Below are 1,844 nucleotides of genomic sequence, written 5' to 3'. Positions count from 1 at the left end.
ATTTCGCTCCCCATCACATCCTAGGATATGTTAAGACGGATTTGCCTATCTTAACTCCCTCAATGCTTGGACCTACGCGACCAGCGGTAGGATAGCCTATCCTTCTGCGTCATCCCATTCCTCAAACGGTAATTGGTGGTACAGGAATCTCAACCTGTTGTCCATCGCCTACGCCAAATGGCCTCGGCTTAGGTCCCGACTAACCCTGAGCGGACGAACCTTCCTCAGGAAACCTTAGGTTTTCGGCCCGTGGGATTCTCACCCACGTCTCGCTACTCATGCCAACATTCTCTCTTCTCTAAAGTCCACCAATCCTTACGGTTTAGCTTCAACCCTTAGAGAATGCTCCCCTACCCATCCTTACGGATGCCGTAGCTTCGGTGATGAGTTTTAGCCCCGGTAATTTTCGGCGCAGGATCACTCGACCAGTGAGCTATTACGCACTCTTTAAATGAGTGGCTGCTTCTAAGCCAACATCCTGGTTGTCTGTGCAATCCCACATCCTTTTCCACTTAACTCATACTTAGGGACCTTAGCTGACGGTCTGGGCTGTTTCCCTTTCGACTATGAATCTTATCACCCATAGTCTGACTCCCGAGTAAAAGAATAAGGCATTCGGAGTTTGATAGTCTTCGGTAACCCAAAGGGCCCCTAGGACAGTCAGTGCTCTACCTCCTTTTCTCTACGCTCGAGGCTAGCCCTAAAGCTATTTCGGGGAGAACCAGCTATCTCCAGGCTCGATTGGAATTTCACCGCTACCCACAGCTCATCCCCGCACTTTTCAACGTGCGTGGGTTCGGACCTCCACGAAATTTTACTTTCGCTTCATCCTGTCCATGGGTAGGTCGCCTGGTTTCGGGTCTACGGCAAGTAACTTAAACGCCCGTTTAAGACTCGCTTTCGCTGCGGCTCCAGACCTTAAGTCCTTAACCTTGCTACTTACCGTAACTCGTTGGCCCGTTCTACAAAAAGTACGCGGTCACACTAAAAATGTGCTTCCACAGTTTGTAGGCGTAGGGTTTCAGGTTCTATTTCACTCCCCTCCCGGGGTTCTTTTCACCTTTCCCTCACGGTACTATGCGCTATCGGTCACCAAGTAGTATTTAGCCTTGGGGGGTGGTCCCCCCTGCTTCCCACAGGGTTTCACGTGTCCCGTGGTACTCTGGATCATAACTTAAGCTCTTTCGTTTAATCTACAGGACTGTTACCTTCTATGGTTGACCTTTCCAGATCTATTCGAATACGAAAGTTTACTCTTTTGTGTTATGTCCACAACCCCTATAAAGCAAGCTTTATAGGTTTGGGCTGTTCCCATTTCGCTCGCCGCTACTTAGGGAATCGAATTTTCTTTCTACTCCTCAGGGTACTTAGATGTTTCAGTTCCCCTGGTTCCCCTCCTTAGACTATGTATTCATCTAAGGATATCTAGACATTACTCTAGATGGGTTTCCCCATTCGGAAATCTTCGGATCAAAGGTTGCTTGCGCCTCCCCGAAGCTTATCGCAGCTTACCACGTCCTTCATCGGCTCTTGGTGCCAAGGCATCCGCCCTACGCCCTTAATAACTTGACCTAAATATTTTTATATATGCTATACAGTTTTCAAAGTACTATGGTGGAGATGAGGAGGATCGAACTCCTGACCCCCTGCGTGCAAGGCAGGTGCTCTCCCAGCTGAGCTACATCCCCATATTCTTTTCAGCAAGAACGCTGAAAATTAAACAGCAGACTATTACTCCTTAGAAAGGAGGTGATCCAGCCGCACCTTCCGATACGGCTACCTTGTTACGACTTCACCCCAGTCATCGATTTCACCTTCGGCAGCCCCCTCCTTGCGGTTGGGTA

The 1,844-nt window shown here is 49.0% G+C and carries 1 tRNA gene and 2 rRNA genes; all 3 read right to left on the bottom strand.

Annotated features, from left to right (window positions below):
* Nucleotides 1-1,572: ribosomal RNA gene (locus CLOTH_RS10285) — 23S ribosomal RNA — on the bottom strand; the annotation flags it as partial.
* Nucleotides 1,573-1,612: 40 nt separating this feature from the next.
* Nucleotides 1,613-1,688, bottom strand: a tRNA-Ala gene (locus tag CLOTH_RS10280).
* Between the two features lie 54 nt (nucleotides 1,689-1,742).
* Nucleotides 1,743-1,844 (bottom strand): 16S ribosomal RNA (locus CLOTH_RS10275); the annotation flags it as partial.

The sequence above is a fragment of the Alkalithermobacter paradoxus genome, from assembly GCA_002029295.1.
In the GTDB taxonomy this organism is placed as follows: domain Bacteria; phylum Bacillota; class Clostridia; order Peptostreptococcales; family Peptostreptococcaceae; genus Alkalithermobacter; species Alkalithermobacter paradoxus.
The sequence above is the reverse complement of the archived record's forward strand: the minus strand, read 5'-3'. Positions and strand labels throughout refer to the sequence as shown.